The organism is Streptomyces sp. C1-1 (assembly GCF_050214755.1).
GTDB lineage: Bacteria > Actinomycetota > Actinomycetes > Streptomycetales > Streptomycetaceae > Streptomyces.
Genome location: NZ_CP189826.1, coordinates 8480915 through 8501874, shown reverse-complemented (window position 1 = coordinate 8501874; position 20960 = coordinate 8480915). Strand labels below are relative to the sequence as shown.

21 protein-coding genes are annotated in these 20960 nt (G+C 72.4%); 14 read left to right on the top strand and 7 right to left on the bottom strand.

The window, feature by feature from the left end:
- Positions 1 to 46: 46 nt before the first annotated feature.
- Positions 47 to 784, bottom strand: a complete 738-nt coding sequence (locus ACQF4J_RS38735) for an ANTAR domain-containing protein (protein WP_427167834.1) — start codon at positions 782 to 784, stop codon at positions 47 to 49.
- A 132-nt stretch (positions 785 to 916) separates the two neighbouring features.
- Here ACQF4J_RS38735 and ACQF4J_RS38730 point away from each other — a divergent pair, with 132 nt between their 5' ends.
- Entirely contained in the window at positions 917 to 1258 is a 342-nt protein-coding gene (locus ACQF4J_RS38730; protein WP_351564904.1) for a helix-turn-helix transcriptional regulator, read from the top strand.
- Positions 1259 to 1302: 44 nt separating this feature from the next.
- Here ACQF4J_RS38730 and ACQF4J_RS38725 read toward each other — a convergent pair whose 3' ends face one another.
- On the bottom strand, positions 1303 to 1881 hold the full coding sequence (locus ACQF4J_RS38725; protein WP_351564901.1) for a helix-turn-helix domain-containing protein: 579 nt from the start codon (positions 1879 to 1881) through the stop codon (positions 1303 to 1305).
- Between the two features lie 79 nt (positions 1882 to 1960).
- Here ACQF4J_RS38725 and ACQF4J_RS38720 point away from each other — a divergent pair, with 79 nt between their 5' ends.
- From ACQF4J_RS38720 to ACQF4J_RS38700, 5 genes are all read left to right on the top strand, one after another.
- Positions 1961 to 2878, top strand: a complete 918-nt coding sequence (locus ACQF4J_RS38720) for an NAD(P)/FAD-dependent oxidoreductase (protein WP_351564899.1) — start codon at positions 1961 to 1963, stop codon at positions 2876 to 2878.
- Positions 2879 to 2992: 114 nt separating this feature from the next.
- Positions 2993 to 4531, top strand: coding sequence for an ATP-dependent DNA ligase (locus ACQF4J_RS38715; RefSeq protein WP_351564896.1), 1539 nt, complete (start codon positions 2993 to 2995; stop codon positions 4529 to 4531).
- Positions 4528 to 5013, top strand: a complete 486-nt coding sequence (locus ACQF4J_RS38710) for an NUDIX domain-containing protein (protein WP_351564891.1) — start codon at positions 4528 to 4530, stop codon at positions 5011 to 5013. The genes ACQF4J_RS38715 and ACQF4J_RS38710 overlap by 4 nt, the downstream gene beginning before the upstream one ends.
- A 73-nt stretch (positions 5014 to 5086) precedes the next feature.
- On the top strand, positions 5087 to 6472 hold the full coding sequence (locus ACQF4J_RS38705; protein ID WP_351564884.1) for an NADP-dependent succinic semialdehyde dehydrogenase: 1386 nt from the start codon (positions 5087 to 5089) through the stop codon (positions 6470 to 6472).
- Between the two features lie 25 nt (positions 6473 to 6497).
- Positions 6498 to 6734 carry a DUF6213 family protein gene (locus tag ACQF4J_RS38700; RefSeq protein WP_058926770.1) on the top strand — a complete coding sequence of 79 codons (237 nt, stop codon included), beginning with the start codon at positions 6498 to 6500 and terminating at the stop codon, positions 6732 to 6734.
- A gap of 4 nt (positions 6735 to 6738) precedes the next feature.
- Here the strand turns inward: ACQF4J_RS38700 and ACQF4J_RS38695 are convergent, their stop codons facing one another.
- The 3 genes from ACQF4J_RS38695 to ACQF4J_RS38685 form a co-directional block, all read right to left on the bottom strand.
- The gene (locus ACQF4J_RS38695; RefSeq protein WP_351564879.1) at positions 6739 to 7410 is read right to left on the bottom strand and encodes a transcriptional regulator; all 672 of its coding nucleotides are present in this window, start codon (positions 7408 to 7410) and stop codon (positions 6739 to 6741) included.
- Positions 7411 to 7535: 125 nt separating this feature from the next.
- The gene (locus ACQF4J_RS38690; protein WP_427167833.1) at positions 7536 to 10100 is read right to left on the bottom strand and encodes an FtsX-like permease family protein; all 2565 of its coding nucleotides are present in this window, start codon (positions 10098 to 10100) and stop codon (positions 7536 to 7538) included.
- Entirely contained in the window at positions 10100 to 10840 is a 741-nt protein-coding gene (locus ACQF4J_RS38685; protein WP_351564873.1) for an ABC transporter ATP-binding protein, read from the bottom strand. The genes ACQF4J_RS38690 and ACQF4J_RS38685 overlap by 1 nt, the downstream gene beginning before the upstream one ends.
- 216 nt (positions 10841 to 11056) lie before the next feature.
- On the opposite strand from ACQF4J_RS38685, the gene ACQF4J_RS38680 reads away from it, so the two are divergent.
- Together ACQF4J_RS38680 and ACQF4J_RS38675 are read left to right on the top strand one after the other, a co-directional pair.
- Positions 11057 to 12325: a sensor histidine kinase gene (locus ACQF4J_RS38680; RefSeq protein ID WP_351564870.1), complete on the top strand. Its 1269-nt coding sequence runs from the start codon at positions 11057 to 11059 to the stop codon at positions 12323 to 12325.
- Positions 12322 to 12993, top strand: coding sequence for a response regulator transcription factor (locus tag ACQF4J_RS38675; RefSeq protein ID WP_351802667.1), 672 nt, complete (start codon positions 12322 to 12324; stop codon positions 12991 to 12993). Before ACQF4J_RS38680 ends, ACQF4J_RS38675 begins: the two co-directional genes overlap by 4 nt.
- A gap of 132 nt (positions 12994 to 13125) precedes the next feature.
- On the opposite strand, the gene ACQF4J_RS38670 is transcribed toward ACQF4J_RS38675, so the two are convergent.
- On the bottom strand, positions 13126 to 14352 hold the full coding sequence (locus ACQF4J_RS38670; protein WP_351564865.1) for an acyl-CoA dehydrogenase family protein: 1227 nt from the start codon (positions 14350 to 14352) through the stop codon (positions 13126 to 13128).
- A gap of 171 nt (positions 14353 to 14523) precedes the next feature.
- Between ACQF4J_RS38670 and ACQF4J_RS38665 the strand changes: the two genes are divergently transcribed.
- Positions 14524 to 15168 (top strand): TetR family transcriptional regulator, encoded by a 645-nt coding sequence (locus tag ACQF4J_RS38665; protein WP_351564862.1) that lies wholly within the window; start codon positions 14524 to 14526, stop codon positions 15166 to 15168.
- A 24-nt stretch (positions 15169 to 15192) separates the two neighbouring features.
- Here ACQF4J_RS38665 and def read toward each other — a convergent pair whose 3' ends face one another.
- The gene (gene def, locus ACQF4J_RS38660) at positions 15193 to 15750 is read right to left on the bottom strand and encodes a peptide deformylase (RefSeq protein WP_351564859.1); all 558 of its coding nucleotides are present in this window, start codon (positions 15748 to 15750) and stop codon (positions 15193 to 15195) included.
- Between the two features lie 137 nt (positions 15751 to 15887).
- Here def and ACQF4J_RS38655 point away from each other — a divergent pair, with 137 nt between their 5' ends.
- From ACQF4J_RS38655 to ACQF4J_RS38635, 5 genes are all read left to right on the top strand, one after another.
- A complete protein-coding gene (locus ACQF4J_RS38655; RefSeq protein WP_351564856.1) occupies positions 15888 to 17126 on the top strand; it encodes a MurT ligase domain-containing protein in 1239 nt (412 codons plus the stop codon).
- A gap of 17 nt (positions 17127 to 17143) precedes the next feature.
- Complete coding sequence (locus ACQF4J_RS38650; RefSeq protein ID WP_351564853.1) at positions 17144 to 17872, top strand: type 1 glutamine amidotransferase; 729 nt, start codon at positions 17144 to 17146, stop codon at positions 17870 to 17872.
- 179 nt (positions 17873 to 18051) lie between these two features.
- On the top strand, positions 18052 to 19077 hold the full coding sequence (locus ACQF4J_RS38645; protein WP_427167831.1) for a 6-phosphofructokinase: 1026 nt from the start codon (positions 18052 to 18054) through the stop codon (positions 19075 to 19077).
- Positions 19078 to 19079: 2 nt separating this feature from the next.
- On the top strand, positions 19080 to 19859 hold the full coding sequence (locus tag ACQF4J_RS38640) for an inositol monophosphatase family protein (RefSeq protein ID WP_427167830.1): 780 nt from the start codon (positions 19080 to 19082) through the stop codon (positions 19857 to 19859).
- Between the two features lie 92 nt (positions 19860 to 19951).
- Positions 19952 to 20902, top strand: a complete 951-nt coding sequence (locus tag ACQF4J_RS38635) for a cytochrome c oxidase assembly protein (protein ID WP_427167829.1) — start codon at positions 19952 to 19954, stop codon at positions 20900 to 20902.
- The last annotated feature ends 58 nt before the right edge of the window (positions 20903 to 20960 follow it).

Below are 20960 nucleotides of genomic sequence, written 5' to 3'. Positions count from 1 at the left end.
CCGTAGAGGGAACAGGACTGCCGGGAACGTCACACCGCGGCCGCACCTAAAGCCGGGTGCCGTCCGGGCGCTCCCGCACCTTTGCGACGGCCGCCGCCATCTGCTGCCGTACCACCCCGGACAGCCGGGATCCCTCGGCGGCCCCCATCAGGTCCTGGGCGAGCCGGTGGAGCTTGGTGTTGCTGTCCTGGGAGGCGGTGACGAGTACTACCCAGGCGGCGTCGGCGCTCAGGCCGAAGGTCGCCATCAGGATGCCGCGGGCCACGTCGATGGCGGGCCGGGTCTGCATGGCCCGGCGCAGCTGGGCGACCTCCGTGCGCAGCTCCTGGTCGGCGTTCGCGCGCCGGACCGGCGCCTCGGCAACGGGCTCGTCGCGCGGCCCGCGGGCGCCGGAGGGCGCGAACAGCTCACGGGTGCCGGTCAGTTCGAGCAGCCGGGCCACCGGCGGGCTGCAGGACCGCACACCGACGGCCTTGCCCTGGGCGAGGGCCTGCCGCCGAAGGTCGAGAAGGATGTTCAGGCCGCCGCAGTCACAGAAGCCCACCGCGGCCAGATCCAGGTCGAGCCCGGCGACCGAGCGGTCGAGGACGTCGCCCAGCGCCGTCCGGAGCCCGGTGCCACCGAGGTCGAGCTCGCCGTGCACGGTGACGAGCGTGCGGTCGCCGTCCGCGACGGACTCGATCGTGGCCAGACACGGCACACCCGCTCGCGAACCGTCGTCGGGCACCCGACCCGGGCACTCCTGGGCGATGAGGGGCTGCGCCGAGTCCGCGGATTCCGGCATGACCCTTCTCCCTCGTGTACGTGTCTGCATCTCACCCTCAGATTCCCTCGACTGCCCCAAGCACGTCAACAAATACACGAAATCAAGTTCGGGTTTTTGAATACGTGAATGTCTGCTCGCTAGAGTGGAGGTATGGATGGAGTGCCCGAGTCACACACCGGATGGACGTTTCTGACGAATCACGCACGGGTGCTGGCCGCGATCGCCGACAACCAGAGCGCCAGGATCCGCGACATCGCCGCCCACTGCCGGCTCACGGAACGCGCCGTTCAGAAGATCATTTCCGATCTGGAGCGGGACGGCTACCTCTCCCATGTCCGGGAGGGGCGCACCAACACGTACCGCATCGAACCGAGCATGGTCCTGCGCCACCCGGCCGAGGCCGGGCTGACCGTGGCGTCCCTGCTGTCCGTGCTGGCCCGGGCCGAGGCCGACCGCACGGCGCCCGACAACCAGTCGCACGCGAAGGCCTGACCCGCCGGACCGAGCAGCGGCCGGGCCGCGCGCGACGGGGGGTGTCATGCCCGCTTCGGCCGGGCCCGCACGTGCATCCGCTCCCCCTGCGGTCCGAACAGGCTCAGGAACTCCACCGGTCCCTCCCCGGTCGAGCCGAACCAGTGCGGCACCCGGGTGTCGAACTCGGCCGCCTCCCCGGCCGTCAGCACCACGTCGTGCTCGCCGAGCACCACCCGCAGCCGCCCGGACAGCACGTACATCCACTCGTAGCCCTCATGGGTGCGCGGCTCGGGTTCCTCCGTGCTCCGGGGCACCAGCACCTTGAAGGCCTGCAGTCCGCCGGGCTGCCGGGTGAGCGGCCAGAAGGTGCGGCCGTGGCGCACGACCGGCTTGCCCTGGACGCGCGGATCCTCCGTCCGCGGCTCGCCCACCAGCTCGTCGAGCGGCACCTGGTGCGCCCGCGCGATCGGCAGCAGCAGCTCCAGGCTGGGTTTGCGCAGCCCGGACTCCAGCCGGGACAGCGTGCTCACCGAGATGCCGGTGGCCGCCGACAGCCCGGCGAGGGTGGCGCCCCGCTCCTTGCGGATGCGGCGCAGCCGGGGGCCGACCTCCGCGAGGACGTCGTCCGTGTCGTCCGTCATGACGCCATTGCAGTTTCGGCAAACACATTTGTCAATCCCGCACCGGTGCGGCGACCGTCGGTCGTGGAGGTGGTCACCCATGACCGAGCAGTACGAAGTGATCGTCGTCGGCGGCGGTGCGGCGGGGCTCTCCGCCGCGCTGGTGCTGGGCCGGGCCCGGCGCCGCACACTGGTCGTCGACGCGGGCGAGCCCCGCAACGCGCCCGCCGCCCATATGCACGGCTATCTGACCCGGGACGGCATGCCGCCCGCCGAGTTCCTGGCCGCCGGCCGGGAGGAGATCGCCCGCTACGGCGTCGAACTGGTCCGCGACCGGGCGGTGGACGTCGCCCCCGGCTTCACCGTCTCGCTCGCGAGCGGTCGGACCGTCCGGGCCCGGCGCCTCGTCGTGGCCACCGGCCTGAGGGACGAGCAGCCGGCGGTCCCCGGGGTCGCCGAGCGGTTCGGCCGCGATGTGCTGCACTGCCCGTACTGCCACGGCTGGGAGGTGCGCGACCGGGCCTTCGGCGTGCTGGCCACCACCCCGATGAGCGTGCACCAGGCGCTGATGGTGTCCCAGTGGTCGAAGGACGTGACGTTCTTCCCGCACACCGTCGCCGAGGAGGAGCTGACCGACGAGGACCTGCGCAGGCTGGCCGCGGCCGGCGTGAAGGTGGTGCCGGGCGAGGTCGCGGAGCTGGTCGTCGAGGACGACCGGCTGACCGGTGTCCGGCTGACGGACGGCACGACACACGCACGTGAGGTCGTCTTCGTCGCGCCCCGCGCGGTACCGCGGACGGATCTGCTGGAGCGGCTCGGCGCCGAACTGCGCGAGACGCCGTTCGGCGCGTATCCCGTGGTGGACGAGACCGGGCGGACGACGGTGCCCGGCGTCTGGGCGGCCGGCAACGCCATGGGCTTCGCGGAGCAGGTCGTCAACGCGGCGGCGGGCGGCTACCGGGCGGGCGCGACCATCAACGGAGAGCTGCTGATGAGCGACCTGGACGCGACGCCGTAACGGCGGGCGCCGTATCGATGTGCGACGCGGCCGCACGGCCACGACCGGCCGCGGACGGTAGCCGGACCCGTTCGTCCAGGTGTCACCCGGGCGAGCGCGTTGCACCATGGCAGCATGCTGCTTGCCCGGCTGGCCCATGTGTCCCAGGAGGTCGCCGCCACCTCGGCGCGGTCCCGGAAGATCGCCCTGCTCGCCGAACTCTTCGGGGACGCCGAGGCGGACGACGTACCGATCGTGATCCCCTATCTGGCGGGACGGCTGCCCCAGGGGCGGCTCGGTGTCGGCTGGAAGGTGCTGAGCCGCCCCGTCGTCCCCGCCGCCGAGCCCACCCTGACCGTGCGCGAGGTGGACGCCCTGCTCACCGGCCTCGGCAAGGTCTCGGGCCCCGGCTCGCAGGCCGAACGGGGCCGCCTGGTCGGTGAGTTGATGGGCGCCGCCACCAAGGAGGAGCAACGCTTCCTGTTCGGGCTGCTCACCGGCGAGGTGCGGCAGGGCGCCCTGGACGCCGTCGCCGTCGAGGGCCTGGCGCAGGCCACCGGGGCGCCACCGGCGGACGTCCGCCGGGCGGTGATGCTGGCGGGCTCCCTGCAGACCGTCGCCCAGGCCCTGCTCGGCGAGGGCACGGCGGCCCTGGACCGCTTCCGCCTCACCGTCGGCCGCCCGGTCCTGCCCATGCTGGCGCACACCGCCTCCTCGGTGACCGAGGCGGTCGACAAGCTCGGCGCCTGCGCGGTCGAGGAGAAGCTGGACGGCATCCGCGTCCAGGTCCACCGCGACGGCGACGCCGTACGGGTCTACACCCGCACCCTCGACGACATCACCGACCGCCTCCCCGAGGTCACCGGTGCCGCGCTGCGGCTGCGGGGCCGGCGGTTCGTGCTGGACGGCGAGGTCATCTCCTTCGGCGACGACGGGCGGCCCCGCTCCTTCCAGGAGACGGCCGGCCGCGTCGGGTCGCGGGTGGACGTGCACACGGCCGCCAAGTCGATCCCCGTCTCCCCCGTCTTCTTCGACGCCCTGTCCGTCGGCGACCGCGACCTGCTCGACCTGCCGTTCTCGGAACGGCACACCGAACTGGCCGCACTGGTCCCGGAGCCGATGCGGGTGCGGCGCGCGCTGGTGACCGGCCCCGAGGACACGGACATGGCCGAGGCCTTCATGGCCGCGACACTCGCCCGCGGCCACGAAGGAGTCGTGGTCAAGGCCCTCGACGCCGCCTACAGCGCGGGCCGGCGCGGCGCGTCCTGGCTGAAGGTCAAGCCGGTGCACACCCTCGACCTGGTCGTCCTGGCCGCCGAATGGGGCCACGGCCGGCGCACCGGCAAGCTCTCCAACCTCCACCTCGGCGCCCGCACCGCGGACGGCGGCTTCGCGATGCTCGGCAAGACCTTCAAGGGCATGACCGACGCGATGCTGGAGTGGCAGACCGAGCGGCTGCGGGAACTGGCCGTCGACAGCACCGACCACGTGGTCACCGTACGCCCCGAACTCGTCGTCGAGATCGCCTACGACGGCCTGCAGCGCTCTACCCGCTACCCGGCCGGCGTCACCCTCCGCTTCGCCCGGGTGCTGCGCTACCGCGAGGACAAGCGCCCCGAGGACGCCGACACCGTCGAGACCCTGCTCGCCGCACACCCGGAGGTGGGGGCGTGACCGCAAGGCGCAGCGCGGGACTGCTGTTGTACCGGCACACCGAAGACAGCCTGGAGGTGTTGCTGGGCCATATGGGTGGGCCGTTCTTCGCGAAACGTGACGCCGGGGCGTGGACCGTCCCTAAGGGCGAGTACGAGCCCGACGAGCCCGCCTGGGAGGCCGCCCGACGGGAGTTCCGCGAGGAACTCGGGCTGGAGCCGCCCGACGGGCAGGCCGTGGCACTGGGCGAGGTGCGCCAGACCAACGGCAAGACCGTCACGGCGTGGGCGATCGAGGCCGACCTGGACCCGGCGGCCGTCACTCCCGGCACGTTCGTCATGGAGTGGCCGCCGAAGTCGGGGCGGACCCAGGAGTTCCCCGAGCTGGACCGCGTGGCGTGGTTCGGCCTCGACCGGGGCCGCGAGGTGATTGTCAAGGCGCAGTCGGCGTTTCTCGACCGGCTGGCGGAGCACTCGGCCCTGACGGGTTCCGCGGAGCCCTGAGCAGACGCACACGCGTTGCGGTCGCCCGCGCCGCGCGGGAAGGTCGTAACACCAAGCCGCAGGGAGGTCGGCCATGCCCATCGCGACGGTGAACCCGGCGAACGGCGAGACGCTCAAGACGTACCAGGCCATGGGCGAGGAGGAGCTCGAGCGCCGGCTCCAGCTCGCGGAGGCGACGTTCCGCACGTACCGGACGACGTCGTTCGCCGAGCGCGCCCGCCTGCTGAACCGGGCCGCCGAACTGCTCGACGGGATGCAGCAGGACATCGGCCGGGTGATGACCACCGAGATGGGCAAACCGGTCAAGCAGGCCCGCGCCGAGGCCGCCAAGTGCGCCAAGGCGATGCGCTGGTACGCCGAGCACGCCGAGGAACTCCTCGCCGACGAGGAGCCGTCCGACTCCGACGTCAAGGACTCGGGCGCGTCACGCGTACGGGTGCGGTACCGGCCGCTGGGCCCCGTGCTCGCGGTGATGCCGTGGAACTTCCCCCTGTGGCAGGTGGTCCGGTTCGCGGCGCCCGCGCTGATGGCGGGCAACGTGGGCCTGCTCAAGCACGCCTCCAACGTCCCCCAGACGGCCCTGTTCCTGGAGGACCTCTTCCACCAGGCCGGCTACCCCGAGGGCTGCTTCCAGACGCTGCTCGTCGGCTCCGGCGCGGTCGACGACATCCTGCGCGACGAGCGGGTCAGGGCGGCCACGCTGACGGGCAGCGAGCCGGCCGGGCGGGCGGTGGCGTCCACCTCCGGAGAGATGATCAAGAAGACGGTGCTGGAGCTGGGCGGCAGCGACCCGTACGTCGTCATGCCCTCCGCCGACATCGACCGGGCGGCCCAGGTCGCGGTCACCGCGCGGGTGCAGAACAACGGCCAGTCGTGCATCGCCGCCAAGCGGTTCATCGTGCACACGGACGTGTACGACCGGTTCGCCGAGCGGTTCGTCGAGGGCATGAAGGCGCTCAGGGTCGGCGACCCGATGGAGGAGGACACCGAGGTCGGGCCGCTCTCCAGCGAGCAGGGGCGGACCGATCTGGAGGAGCTGGTCGACGACGCGCGGCGCAGCGGCGCCGAGGTGCTGTGCGGCGGGCAGCGGCCGGACGGACCCGGCTGGTACTACCCGCCGACCGTGCTCGCCGGGATCACCCGCGAGATGCGGATCCACCGCGAGGAGGCCTTCGGGCCGGTCGCCACGCTGTACCGGGCGGCGGACCTGGACGAGGCCGTGCTCATCGCCAACGACTCCCCGTTCGGGCTCAGTTCGAACGTGTGGACCCGGGACGAGGCGGAGGTGGACCGGTTCGTACGGGATCTGGAGGCGGGCGGCGTGTTCTTCAACGGGATGACCGCCTCCCATCCGGCGTTCCCGTTCGGCGGGGTCAAGCGGTCCGGGTACGGGCGTGAGCTGGCCGGGCACGGAATCCGCGAGTTCTGCAACATCACGACGGTTTGGCACGGGGCGTGAGTGTTGCGCGGCTAACATCCCGGTTGTGAACCGCGAAGTGACTCTGCCTCTGATCGTCGACGACCGCGGGACCCTGCAGGTGGCCGCCGCCGACGTCAGCAAGTTGTTGCGGACCGTGGGCGGTCGGTGGCTGCACCTCGTGGAGGCCGGTGAGCAGGGTCTCGACGAGGACACGGTGGCCGCGCTGACGATCGAGCTGGCGAAGCTCGCCGACCGGATCGACGTGGCGTGCATCGCCCACAGCAGCGGGGGTGCGCCGTAGGGGTTCAGGGCAGGGAGGGCAGGGTCGACAGGGTGCTCCAGAACATCGCCTCGTAGCTCTGCAGCAGCCGGCCGTACGCGTGTGCGCGTTCCTCGCTCAGGGTCGCCGTGTCCAGGCCCGCCTGCACCGCCGCCCTCGCCGTCCGGTCCAGTTCGGGCGCCGGCTGCGCGAAGAAGTCGAAGAACGCGCAGGCCTCGTCCCTGAATCCGTAATGCACTCGCAGGGCCCTGGCGATCTGCGCGCAGTAGCCTCCCCACGCCGAGAAGTTGGCGGTGATCGCCAGGACCGTGTCCGCCGGGGAGGCGTTGAGGGCGAGCCAGGCGACGTAGGCCGGGTAGGCCTGGCAGCCGGGCAGGGGGGCGTAGGCGCGGGAGCGGGCCTCGTCGATGCCACAGGCCGAGGCGAACGGCCGCAGCCGCTCCTCGGCCAGCGACTCCCCCTCGGCGAGCATCTCGAAGTACGCCGCCGCCTCCGGCTCCCCGGTCGCGCGCTGCGCCAGATGCAGGAACGCCGCCCGGTCCGCGGGGATCACCCACTGCTGTTCCAGGGCCAGGGTGGCGAGCGCGTCCCGCGGGGCCTCGCCCCGGGCGATCAGCGGGACGAGGGGATTGGCGTGGGGGTCCGGGGCCAGCTGTGCGGTGGTGTTCTCCAGCAGTTCCGCGGCCGTTGGCGCCATCGCGTCCTCCGTCGGTGGGGTGGGGCTCCTGCTCCGACCCTGGCACGGATCGCCGGCGCGGAGCGGCCCGCCGCGGGATCGTCGCCCTGTCGGGTGATCAGGGGGTGCACGGAGGTGAATCCGGCTCACTCCCGGACGCCGATCGCCTCGACCGGACGGATCCGCAGCAGCAGCCTCGTCGGCACCATCACGCCCACGGTGGCCAGGGCCGCCAGGGCGCCGGCGATCACCGCGTAGCCGAGCGGCGGCACGGCCGGCCACGGCGTTCCGCCCAGGGCCAGGGCGACCAGGAGGAGCGGGAAGACGGACAGCAGCGTGCCGGTCCCCACGCCGGCCAGGACGACGACGGCACTCTCCCTGCGCATCATTCCGGCGACCTGACGGCGAGCGGTGCCGGACAGCCGTAGCAGCGCGAACTCGCGGCGTCGGGCGGCCGTCGTCATCGCGAGGGAGTTGACCACGGTGATCGCGGTGTAGGCGATGATCACGCCGACGACGAGGTAGTTGACCCAGGCGTTCGCGCGCTGTTCGGCCAGCTGGTCGTCGGCGGTGAGGCCGCTGCGCACCGCCGTGCCGGGGTAGGCCGCGGCGAGCCCGGACAGGGCGCGGGAGAGGCCGTGCGCCCGGGGCGCGGCGCGGACGAGGACCGACGTGTCGGCCTTCTGGGTGGTGTGGGCGAGCAGGAGGTCGTGGTCGAGGGTGACGTCGGCGAAGCCGAGACCCCGGCCGTACACGGCGATCACCCGGCCCCGGAACGGGGTGCCGTCGCCGAGATGGAGCCGCGCGGTGTCACCCACGCCCAGGCCGAGCCAGGACGCCGCGGTGGTGCTGAGCGCCACCGTGCCGGGCGAGAGGGAGGTCGGGTCGCCCTTGCGGGTGCCGAGGTCGAGGGTGGCGGTGAGGGCACGGGGGTCCACGCCCTGCGCGCTCAGCGACACGGCTTCCTGTGCGCCCATGAGTTCGCCCGCGGCCACGACCTTGGACTTCACCAGTCCGGTGGCCGCCGCCACCTGCCCCAGTCCCCGCGCTTTCGCCGCGAGGTCGGGCGACACCCCGCCCGGCGCGGTGAGCACGTGGTCGGCGAGGAGGCCGGAGTGGATCTGCTCGGAGGACTCCCGCAGGGCGGTGGTCTGGGTGAAGACGACGGTCGAGGCGAAGGACACGGCGAGGATCAGCGGGGTGATCGCGCCCGCCAGACGTCCCGCGTTGGCGCGGGAGTTGGCCGCCGCGAGATGGCCGGTGACGCCGGTCCGCTCCAGCAGCGGGGCCAGGAGGCTTACGGCCGTGCGGGCGAGCAGCGGGCCGAGGACGGCGCCGGCGATCACCAGGAGGAGCACGAGGGAGTTGGCGAGACCGACCAGGGTGAGGAAGTCGGCGTGCTGCACCAGGCCGGTGACGAAGATCGCGGCCGAGAGCGCCAGGAGGACCCCGCCGGTGATCCGGCGTCCGCGGCTCGGTCCGGCGGGCTCCACGGCCGCCTCGCCGAGGGCCTCGGTCGGCCTGATGCGGCCGGCGCGCAGGGCGGCGATCAGGACGGCGACCACCGCGGTCAGCACGGTCACCAGGACCGCGGCCAGGAACGGCAGCGGGCTGAGGGCGAGCGCGAAGTCGGGCGGCACGATGCCGTGTCCGGCGAACCGGTCGCGCAGCCAGTGCACCAGGAGCAGTCCGAGCGGGCAGCCCAGCAGCCCCGCGACGAGCCCGGTGACGGCCGCCTCGGCGGCCAGCATCCGCCTCAACTGGCCGGGCGTGGTGCCGACGGCGCGCAGCAGGGCGATCTCCCGGCGGCGGTGGCGGACGGACAGCGCGCTGGTGGCGTACAGGACGAAGACGGCGATGAGCAGGACGTTCCCGCCGACCGCGCCGGCCAGGACCGTGAGGTCGGATCCGCTGACGGAGACGTCGAGGAACTCCGCCCGGCCGCGCCCGTCCCCGGTGTGCACGGCGAGCCGGTCGTCGCCGAGCGCGGACCGGAGGGCGTCGGCGAGCCGCCCGGGCGAGGTGCCCGGGGTGGCGTGGACGCCGAACGCACAAGCGGTGGGCCCCAGTTGGCGCAGGCCCTGGCGGGTCAGGAACAGCACCGACTGGCGGGGCGCCCGGCCGTCGTCGAGGGCGACGATGCCGGCCACGGTGTAGGCGCGGGGCACGGAGGCGGTCATCAGCCGGACGGTGTCGCCGGGACGGATGCCGGCCCGGCCGGCGAGTTCGGCGTCGAGGACGGCCTCCCGCGCGGTGCTGGGCGCGTGGCCCCGGGTGAGCCGGAAGTCGCCGAGTCGCAGGCCCGACCAGTTGTGGGCCTGGGGCGCGGTGCCGTGCCGGCCCGGGACGGGTCGCCCCGCGGCCGTGGCCAGGCGTACGGTCGCGCCGTCGTCCTCGGTCACCGCGCGGACCCCGGGCACCTTCCTGATCCGCTCCGCCAGGGACGCCCGCAGAGGCACGCGTTCGGGCAGCGGCTGGGACTGCTTCAGCGTCGAGCCGTCCACGTCCTTCAGGGTCAGTTCGAGGTCCTGCCGGCCGGTGACGAGGACGTCGGCCGCCGCGTACCGCTCGGGCGGGGAGCCCGCGCGGATGCCGGACTCCAGGAGGATGCCGCAGGCGCTGAGCACGGCGGCGCCCAGCAGCAGGGCGACGAAGGTGCCGGCGAAACCGGCCGCACGGGACTTCAGCGTCCGCAGAGCCAGGGTGAGCATCACACCGCCCTCCGCAGGCCGGACATGACCTCGGCGACCCGGTCCGCGCTGGGGGTGACCATGCCGTCGACGACGCGTCCGGCACCGAGGAAGAGGACCTGGTCGGTGTGGGCGGCGGCGACCGGATCGTGGGTGACCATCACCACCGTCTGGTGCAGGTCGGTGACGGCCTGGCGCAGCAGGACCAGGATGTCGCGGGCGGTCTCCGGGTCGAGAGCGCCGGTGGGCTCGTCGGCGAAGATCACCTCGGGCCGGGTGACCAGGGCGCGGGCGATCGCCACGCGCTGCTGCTGGCCGCCGGAGAGCTGCGCGGGGTAGCGGGTCAGCCGGCCGCCCAGGTCGACGGCGCCGACGATGTGGCGCAGCCAGTCCGGTTCGGGCTGCCTCCCGGCCAGACGCAGGGGCAGCAGGATGTTCTGCTCGACGGTCAGCGACGGCAGCAGGTTGAAGGCCTGGAAGACGAACCCGGCCCGGGTGCGCCGCAGTTCCGTCAGCCGCCGTTCCCTGAGCGCCGACAGGTCCTGGTCGCCGAGGCGTACCTCGCCCGCCGTGGGCCGGTCCAGGCCGGCCGCGCAGTGCAGGAACGTGCTCTTGCCGGAGCCCGAGGGGCCCATCACCGCCGTGAAGGTGCCGGGCTCGATGCCCGCGCTGACCTTGTCGAGGGCGAGGACGGCGTCCGGGCCCTCCCCGTACCTCTTGGTCACGTCCGTGAGTTGGACCGCGTACCGGCTTGCGAGCACCGTGACTCCTCCAGCGACTGTCCGTCAGGGATGTCTCAAGTGCACCGTCGGCGGCGGGGCTTGACCTCGGCCGAGCAGTCGAACCGGGGTCTCGGCCGGTCGGGCGAGGCGGGTGGGTGTCTCCTCCTCGCGGAGGAGACCCCGCGGAGGAGAGCGGTCCCGGCTTTCAACCTCAGGTGAGATCACGGGGGTTCGCGGTCCGTCTACGGTAAGGGCATGAACCGGATGGAGTCGCTGGCGGGACGCCCCTGGCCACGGGCCGTCACCGACACGGCTCTCGCCCTGCTGCTGACCGCAGGCTGTCTGGCGCTGCCCCTGGCGATGCCGCACGGGGGCCCGGAACTGCGCGCGCCGGACGCGCCGTGGGTCGTCCTCGTCCTGTTGACCACGCTTCCCCTGGCGGTGCACCGGCTGTGTCCGCTGCCCGCCCTGCTGGTGATGTCGGCGGCCGCGGGAGTGCTGCAGGCCCGGCACTACGTCCCGGATCTGTCCGGGCCCGACGGTACGTCCATCGGGCCCACCTACCTCACCGTCGCCACGGCCCTCTTCCTCACCGCCACCCGCACCACACCGCGGATCGCGGCCCTGGTCGGTTCGGTGCTCATTCCGGCGGCCGCCGTGGCGGAGGCGGTGCTCGCCCCGTCCGGGCACCGCGTCGCCGCGCTGCTGACGGAGGCGGTGCTGCTGATCGCCGCGTGGGCGCTGGGACGGCTGGCCAGGGCGCGGGCCGCGATCCGGAACCAGGCGCTGGAGCGGGCCGCCGCGCTCGAGCGGGAACAGGCCGCCGACGCGCGGGCGGCGGTCATGGCGGAGCGGGCCCGGATCGCCCGTGAGCTGCACGACATCGTGGCGCACAACGTGAGCCTCATGGTGGTGCAGACGATCGCCGCCGACCGCGTCCAGGACCGCGACCGGGCCAAGGCGCACGAACTGCACGGCGCCATCGAGGAGACCGGGCGGGCCACCGTCACGGAGCTGCGCCACCTCCTCGACGTCCTGCGCACCGACGAGGAGGGGCCGGGCGACCCGAGCCGGGAACCGCCGCAGCCCACCGTCGAGGCGCTGCCCGCGCTGGTGGACTCGGTGCGCGCGGCGGGGCTGCGGGTCGACTTCAGCACCAGCGGTGAGCCGGTCGAACTGCCCGCCGGTTCACATCTCGCCGTGTACCGGATCGCGCAGGAGGCGCTCACCAACACGCTCAAGCACGCCGGCCGTACCAGGACCGAGCTCACCCTGGCCTGGGAGCCGGAGCGTGAGCGGCTCACGGTGCGGCTGTGCGACGACGGACCGGCGTCGGACGGCGAGCCGGTGCGGCCGCCCGTCGCGGCGCACGGCACCGGGCACGGTCTGGTCGGCATGCGCGAGCGGGTCGGCGCGGTGGGCGGCTCCCTGCACACCGGCTCCCGGCCCGGCGGCGGCTACTGCGTGCACGCCGTCATCCCGCTTCCGGTCCCCGAACCACGGCACGAAGGGCACAGCGCATGAAGGTCATCCGGGTCCTGCTGGTCGACGACCAGCCCATGATCCGTACGGGATTCCGGCTCATCCTGGAAGCGGAACCAGACATCACGGTCGTGGGTGAGGCGGCGGACGGCACGGAGGCCGTAGAGCTGACCGGAAGCCTGTGCCCGGACGTCGTCCTGATGGACATCCGCATGCCGCGCACGGACGGCGTGGAGGCCACGCGGCGCATCGTGGAGACGGGTTCGGCCAGCCGGATCGTCATCCTGACGACCTTCGACCTGGACGCCCATGTCGTGGACGCCCTGCGCGCCGGGGCCAGCGGGTTCCTGGTCAAGGACGGGCCCGCCGACTCGCTGGTGGGCGCGATCCGCACGGTGGCCGACGGCGAGGCCGTGCTCTCGCCGCGCGTCACCCACCGGCTGCTGGACCGCTTCGCACACCTGGGCGCGCCCGCCGAGGCGCCCGTGCCGGCCCGGCTCGACGCCCTCACCGGGCGTGAACTGGACGTGCTGCGGGCGCTCAGCCGCGGACTGTCGAACGCGGAGATCGCGCTCGAACTCGGAGTGGGCGAGACGACGGTGAAGACGCACATCGCCCACATCCTGGAGAAGTACGGCCTGCGCGACCGGGTCCAGGCCGTGATCCTGGCCTACGACAGCGGCCTGGTCGTTCCGCGCGGGGGCCGCTGAGCCCGCGCTGAGCGGACCCGGTGAAGTCCGCTGCGGTCCGGCAGCGCCCCGAAGGGGCGCGGGGAACTGCGCGACCGGCCACGACGGCGCCGCGGACGACCGACCGCACATCGCGGCACTTCAGCGGAGCGCTCAGCGGATCGGCATGCCCGACAGGGTGCGGGCGATCACCAGGCGCTGGACCTCGCTCGTGCCCTCGAAGATGGTGTAGATCGCGGCGTCCCGGTGCATCCGCTCCACCGGGTACTCCCGCGTGTAGCCGTTGCCGCCGAGGATCTGGATCGCCTGCGCCGTGACCTTCTTCGCCGTCTCGCTGGCGAACAGCTTGGACATCGATCCCTCGGCCGCGGTGAACGGCTTGCCGTTGATCGCCATCCACGAGGCCCGCCAGACCAGCAGCCGCGCGGCGTCGACGGACGTACGCATGTCGGCGAGCTGGAAGGCGACGCCCTGGTTGTCGATGATCGGCCGGCCGAACTGCTCGCGGGTCTTGGCGTAGTCGAGGGCGACCTCGTAGGCGGCACGGGCGGTGCCGACCGCCATCGCGCCGACGGCCGGGCGGGACGCCTCGAAGGTGGCCATGGCGGCGTTCTTCACGCGCTCACCGCCCTGCTTGGCCCGCTCGCGGGCGCGGGCGAGGCGCTCGTCGAGCTTCTCCTTGCCGCCCAGCAGGCAGGAGCCGGGGACGCGGACGTTCTCCAGGACGACCTCGGCGGTGTGCGAGGCGCGGATGCCGTGCTTCTTGAACTTCTGGCCCTGGGAGAGGCCCGGCGTGTTCGGCGGGATGATGAAGGACGCGTGGCCCTTGGAGCCGAGCTCGGGGTCGACGACCGCGACGACGACGTGGACGTTGGCGATGCCGCCGTTGGTCGCCCAGGTCTTCGTGCCGTTGATCACCCACTCGTCCTTGGCCTCGTCGTAGACGGCGCGCGTGCGCATGGATGCCACGTCGGAGCCGGCGTCGGGCTCGGAGGAGCAGAAGGCGGCGACCTTGACGTCGTTGGCGTCGCCGTACATCTGGGGGATCCAGGTACCGATCTGTTCCTCGGTTCCGTTGGCAAGAACGCCCACGGCGGCCAGACCCGTGCCTACGATCGACAGGGCGATGCCCGCGTCGCCCCAGAACAGCTCCTCCATGGCCATCGGGATGCCGAGCCCGGTGGGGTCGAAGTACTGCTGGGCGTAGAAGTCGAGGGAGTAGATGCCAACCTTCGCGGCCTCCTGGATGACCGGCCAGGGAGTCTCCTCACGCTCGTCCCATTCGGCGGCCGCGGGGCGGATGACGTCGGCGGCGAAGCCGTGCAGCCAGTCCCGGACCTCCTTCTGTTCGTCGTTGAGCTCCATGGTGAACTCGGCCATGTCCCCTCCAGCGGCGACGTGCAAATGTGTTACTAGCGGTAACTCGAGTCTGTTACCCACGGGTAGGAAAAGTCAACTCCGACGACGTCTCGGCAGCCTGTTCGATGCAGTGGGCATGTTGGGTGTTAGTTTGCGCAGGCGTTACCGATTCAGCACGGGTGGGGAGAGCTCATGGACACCACACAGCGGACCGATCAGCAGCGGTCCGCCGACCGCCGTCGGCGCGAGCTGCTGGAGGCCGCGGACAGAGTGGTGCTGCGCGACGGCCCACAGGCCTCGATGAACGCCATCGCGGCGGAGGCGGGCATCACGAAGCCGATTCTCTACCGCCACTTCGGCGACAAGGGCGGCCTGTACGCCGCGCTGGCCAAGCGGCACACGGACGCGCTCCTGGACTCCCTGCGCGCCGCGCTGGACGCGCCCGCGGACCGCCGGGAGCGCGTCGAGGCCACATTGGACACCTACCTCGCGGCGATCGAGGCACGACCCCAGGTGTACCGGTTCCTGATGCACCCGGCGGAGGGCGGTACGGCGGCCGAGCAGGGCTTCGACGTCGGCAAGCACTCGGCGCCGCTGCTGCGCAGGATGGGCGAGGAGCTGGCCCAGGTCATCGAGGACCGGTTGGACCTGGGCCCGGAGAGCCAGCGGCTGGCCCGGGTGTGGGGGCACGGGATAGTCGGGATGATGCACGCGGCGGGCGACTGGTGGCTGGGCGAACGGCCCTGCTCGCGGGCGGAGTTGGTGCGCAGCCTGGCCGACCTGCTGTGGGGGCGGCTGGCCGCGGCCGGGGACCGGATCGGCGGCCCCGGCTTCTGAGCGCCCTTCTCCCGCGAAGATCCGTCAGGAAGGGCCTCGGCCCGGCCGGTGCCACGATGCCTTCGCCACCTGGCGCAGCAGTTTCCGTCTGCGCCGTCCCGTGAGGTGATCGGCGTAGACCCGGCCCTCGAGATGGTCGCACTCGTGCTGCAGACACCGTGCGAAGAAACCCGTCCCGTGCACGGTGACCGGCTCCCCGGTCACCGTGAACCCCTCCACCACCACGTGGTCGTGGCGTTCGGTCCCCGCCTCAAGGCCCGGCAGCGACAGACAGCCCTCCGGACCGCGGACCACCACTCCGTCGGCCTCCACCAGGCGCGGGTTGACCACATGGCCGAGGTGGCGGACGTCCTCGTCGTCCGGGCAGTCGTAGACGAAGACCCGCCACGGCTCCCCCACCTGGTTGGCCGCCAGGCCCACCCCCTGGGCGGCGTACATCGTGGCGAACAAGTCCTCCACGAGTGCCGCCAGTTCGGGGCCGAAGTCGGTGACTTCCGCGCAGGGGGCGTGCAGTGCCGTGTCCCCGAGCAGGGTGAGGGGCCTCACTCGCCCGTGGGCGCCCGGAATGGAGCCGTTTCGCATGGCCGCAAGCGTACGGTCGCGCGCGTCTTGGCCATGCCGTGGTTCGGGACTGCGAGTGGATCTCGATAGGCTGAGGTCCACACCACGTTGCCGTCAGGCTTGAGGCGCGGCGCGTACGCAAGGAGGATCGAGAACTGATGTCAGGCAACTCGGACCCGCTCACGCCGCGGGCCAAGCTGGCCGTGACCGCGGGCAAGGCGGTCGCAGCGGCGTCGCGAGCCGCGGGGCGCGGCAGCGGTTCGGTGATCGGCGGCCGGGTGGCGCTCAAACTCGACCCCGACCTTCTCGCCCGGCTCGCCCAGAACCTGGACGTGGTCCTGGTGTCCGCGACCAACGGCAAGACGACCACGACCCGGCTCATCGCCGAGGCGCTGCGGGCCGCCGGACCGGTCGTCTCCAACGCCCTCGGCGCGAACATGCCCGCCGGCATCACCTCCGCCCTCGCCGGCAGCTCCGACGCGCGCTACGGCGTGATCGAGGTCGACGAGAAGTACCTGGCGGGCGTGGCCCGGGACACCGCACCGAAGTGCATCGCCCTGCTCAACCTCTCCCGCGACCAGCTCGACCGCGCCGCCGAGACCCGCATGCTGGCGGAGAACTGGCGTGAGGGGCTCGCGGGTTCGAAGGCCGTCATCGTCGCCAACTGCGACGACCCGCTGGTCGTGTGGGCGGCCTCCTCCTCCCCCAATGTGGTCTGGGTCGCCGCCGGGCAGATGTGGAAGGACGACGCCTGGTCCTGCCCGTCCTGCGGTGGCGTGATGCAGCGGCCCGGCGACGACTGGTTCTGCGGTGAGTGCGGCTTCCGGCGGCCCACCCCGAGCTGGGCGCTCTCCGGTGACCACGTGCTCGACCCGCACGGCTCGGCCTGGCCGATCCACCTGCAGCTGCCGGGCCGCGCCAACAAGGCCAACGCCGCCTCCTCGGCCGCCGTCGCCGCCGTCTTCGGGGTGCCGCCGCAGGTCGCCCTGGAGCGCATGTGGCAGGTGCAGGCCGTCGCGGGCCGTTACGACGTGGTGCAGTTCCAGGGGCGTGACCTGCGACTGTTGCTGGCGAAGAACCCGGCGGGCTGGCTCGAAACGTTCAGCCTGATCGATCCGCCGCCGACCCCGGTGATCCTTTCGGTGAACGCGCGCAGCGCCGACGGCACCGACACCTCCTGGCTGTGGGACGTCGACTACACGCGCCTGTCCGGGCACCCGATCTGCGTGATCGGCGACCGCAAGCTGGACCTCGCGGTGCGCCTGGAGGTCGCGAACCAGAACTTCCAGGTGTGCGACAACCTCGACCAGGCGGTCCAGGCGAGTCCGCCGGGCCGGATCGAGGTCATCGCCAACTACACCGCCTTCCAGGACCTGCGCCGCCGCGTCGGCAACTGAGACATCAGGGGACTTTTGTGAGCGACAACCAACTGCGGATCGTCTGGATCTACCCCGACCTGCTCAGCACCTACGGCGACCAGGGCAACGTCCTCGTCGTGGAGCGCCGGGCCCGGCAGCGCGGCCTGGACGTGGCCCGGCTCGACGTGCGCAGCGACCAGCCGATCCCGACGTCGGGTGACATCTACCTCATCGGCGGCGGCGAGGACCGGCCCCAGCGGCTGGCGGCCGAGCGGCTGCGCCGGGACGGCGGCCTGCACCGGGCCGTGGGCAACGGCGCGATCGTCTTCTCCGTCTGCGCCGGCTACCAGATCCTGGGCCACGAGTTCATCAACGACCTCGGTCAGCGCGAGCCGGGCCTGGGGCTCCTTGACGTGGTCTCGGTCCGCGGCGAGGGCCAGCGGTGCGTCGGCGACGTGCTCGCCGACATCGACCCGCGCCTGGGCCTGCCCCCGCTGACCGGCTTCGAGAACCACCAGGGCGTCACCCATCTCGGTCCGACGGCCCGCCCCCTCGCCCAGGTCAAGCTCGGCAACGGCAACGGCACCGGGGACGGCACGGAGGGCGCGTACAACGACACGGTCTTCGGTACGTACATGCACGGGCCGGTGCTGGCCCGCAACCCGCTGATCGCCGACCTGCTGCTGAAGCTGGCGCTCGACGTGAACGCGCTGCCCCCGACCGACGACCGCTGGTACGAGGCGTTGCGCAACGAGCGGATCGCATCGGCTCAGCAGCCCGCCTGACACCTCCTGTCCCACCCCTCGTAACCAGCCCGTCTGACGCCGAGTACGCACAGGTGAGCGGGGTCGTCCAGCAGTCGGACGCACGGTGCGGCCCCGCCCCCTCCTGCCGCTAGGGTGGCGGGGTTCGAGCCGGACAGCGCGGTCCGGTGCCGACCACGTTGAGAAGGTTCTCTCGGGCTATGCGCATTGGTGTCCTCACGTCCGGCGGCGACTGCCCCGGCCTGAACGCCGTCATCCGGTCCGTCGTCCACCGTGCCGTCGTCGACCACGGTGACGAGGTCATCGGCTTCCGGGACGGCTGGAAGGGCCTCCTGGAGTGCGACTACCTCAAGCTCGACCTCGACGCGGTGGGCGGCATCCTGGCCCGCGGCGGCACCATCCTTGGCTCCTCCCGGGTCCAGCCCTCGCACCTGCGCGACGGCGTGGCACGGGCCAGGGAGCACGTCGAGGAACTCGGTCTGGACGCGATCATCCCGATCGGCGGCGAGGGCACGCTGAAGGCGGCCCGGCTGATGTACGACAACGGCCTGCCGATCGTCGGGGTCCCCAAGACCATCGACAACGACATCGCCGTCACGGACGTCACCTTCGGCTTCGACACGGCCGTGGGCGTGGCGACCGAGGCGCTGGACCGGCTGAAGACCACCGCCGAGTCCCACCAGCGGGTGCTGGTCGTGGAGGTCATGGGCCGGCACACCGGCTGGATCGCCCTGCACTCCGGCATGGCGGCCGGCGCGCACGCCATCGTCGTCCCCGAGCGGCCCTTCGACATCGAGGATCTGGCCGCCCGGGTGGGCGCCCGCTTCGACCAGGGCAAGCGGTTCGCCATCGTGGTCGCCGCGGAGGGCGCCAAGCCGAGGGCCGGGACCATGGACTTCGACGAGGGCGGCAAGGACATCTACGGGCACGAGCGGTTCGCCGGCATCGCCCGTCAGCTGTCGATCGAGCTGGAGGAGCGCCTCGGCAAGGAGGCCCGGCCGGTGATCCTCGGTCACGTCCAGCGCGGCGGCACGCCGACGGCGTACGACCGGGTGCTGGCCACGCGGTTCGGCTGGCACGCGGTGGAGGCCGTGCACCGCGGCGAGTTCGGCAACATGACCGCGCTGCGTGGCACCGACATCGTGATGGTGTCGCTGGCCGAGGCGGTCGAGACGCTGAAGACGGTGCCGGCCGAGCGCTACGTCGAAGCGGAGTGCGTCCTCTAGGCATGGACCGGGAACTCGCGCTCGCCACGGAACTCGCCGCGTGGGCCGCGGACCGCATCCGCCGGCCCCGCGCCACGGACGAGGTGCGCGAGAAGGCCTCCCCGGCCGACATCGTGACGGACACGGACGAGGCGGTGGAGACCCACGTCCGTGCCGTGCTGCGCCGGGAGTTCCCGCAGTACGGCATCGAGGGCGAGGAGTACGGCGTCCACGAGGGCGCACCCGGCGCCCCGCACTGGGTGATCGACCCGGTGGACGGTACGACGAACTACGCGCACGGCATCGGCTGGTGCTCGTTCTCCCTCGGCCTGGCCACGGCACGGGGCGAGCCGCTGCTGGGCGTGGTGGCCGACCCGTGGCGCGGTGAGTTCTTCTCGGCGGTCAAGGGCGGCGGCGCCCGCCTCGACGGACGGCCGATCCGGGCCGCGGCCCACGACACCCTGACCGGCCACGCGTTCCTCACGGAATGGGCGGCCCACGCCCACTGGCCCGGCATGGACGACCTGCTGCGGGAGCTCGCGGCCCGGCACTGCACGGTACGGATCATGGGGTCGACGGCCCTGTCGCTGGTGCAGGTCGCGGCCGGCCGGGCCGTCGCGGCGGCCATCGGCGAGTTCCACCCCGTGGACGCCCTGCCCCCGCTGCTGATCGCGACGGAGGCGGGCGCGGTGGCGGTGCCGGAGCTCCCGGCGTACGACACCCCGTTGCTGCTCGTCGCCCCGCAGGCGGCGCCCGAGGCGACGGCCCTGTGGGAGAAGTCGGTGCTGCGCCGGGGCCAGTGAGGGGCGGCCCCCCGGTCGAGGGGGCGTCCGCGGGCAGTTCTAGTCTGTGTGCGGACACACTTGCACAACCCCCACGAATCAGGAGCCGGCCGATGGACCACAGCGGGCACGGCATGACCATGGACCTGCCGCCGTTCACGCTGGGACGGGGTCTGGAATGGTCCGCGGACCCGTTCTTCCTCGTCGCCTGCCTGCTGGGGCTGGGCCTGTACGGCTGGGGTGTCGTGCGGCTGCGGCGGCGCGGCGACACGTGGTCGGTGGGCCGGACGGTGTCGTTCGTCACGGGCGTGCTGACCATCGGGCTGGTGATGTGCACCGCCCTCAACGACTACGGCATGGTCATGTTCAGCGTGCACATGGTGCAGCACATGATCATCAGCATGCTGTCGCCGATCCTGATCCTGCTCGGCGCGCCCGTCACCCTCGCCCTGCGCGCGCTGCCGACCGCCGGGAAGGGCCGCAAGGGCCCGCGCGAACTGCTGCTGATGCTGCTGCACAGCCGCTACATGCGGATCATCACGCACCCGGCGTTCACCATCCCGATGTTCATCGCGAGCCTGTACGCGCTGTACTTCACCTCGCTGTTCGACTTCCTGATGGGGTCGAAGACGGGACACGTCGCGATGATGGTGCACTTCCTCGCCGTCGGTGTCGTGTTCTTCTGGCCGATCATCGGTGTGGATCCGGGCCCGCAGCGGCCGGGCCACCTGATGCGGATGCTGGAGCTGTTCGCGGGCATGCCGTTCCACGCGTTCTTCGGAATCGCCCTGATGATGGCGTCGACGCCGATGGTCGAGACGTTCAAGAACCCCCCGGCCTCCCTGGGCATCGACGCCCTGCCCGACCAGACAGCGGCCGGCGGCATCGCCTGGGCGTTCAGCGAGGTCCCGTCCGTCCTGGTGCTCCTCGCCCTGCTGTTCCAGTGGTACAGCTCCGAACAGCGGCAGGCCAAACGCAAGGACCGGGCCGCCGACCGGGACGGCGACAAGGAACTGGAGGCGTACAACGCCTATCTGGCCTCATTGAACGCGCGCGGACACTGAAAGGCTTCGCCGATCGGCGGCTTTCAGTAGCATGAGGCGTCAGGGGGAAACCGCCGGG